The organism is Micrococcus sp. TCR-5, assembly GCF_052220525.1.
Lineage (GTDB): Bacteria > Actinomycetota > Actinomycetes > Actinomycetales > Micrococcaceae > Micrococcus > Micrococcus luteus.
This window is the reverse complement of record NZ_JBQPDO010000057.1, coordinates 1-219: the sequence shown is the minus strand read 5'-3', so window position 1 is coordinate 219 and position 219 is coordinate 1. Positions and strand designations below refer to the sequence as shown.

Below are 219 nucleotides of genomic sequence, written 5' to 3'. Positions count from 1 at the left end.
TTTCCTCCTACGGGTCAGGACGGGGGTGCCGGGCCAGAGGTCTCGGGCGGGCTGGGCACGGTGGGTGGGGGTGAGCGATAAAGGCATGTTCTTTCCTGGGCGGCCACCGTGCGATGCCCCCGTGGATGGAGGGGTGTGGGCCGGGCGGGAGGGTCAGTGGATGTAGGAGAAGACGCCCATCATCCCGGCCTCGGCGTGGTAGGCGTTGTGGCAGTGGGT

Annotated in this window: 1 protein-coding gene; it reads right to left on the bottom strand. The window is 68.5% G+C overall.

From position 1 onward, the window contains the following. Nucleotides 1-153: 153 nt before the first annotated feature. A partial coding sequence (locus tag ACTSKS_RS11090) for a multicopper oxidase domain-containing protein (protein ID WP_442927568.1) occupies nt 154-219 on the bottom strand: 66 nt, incomplete at its 5' end.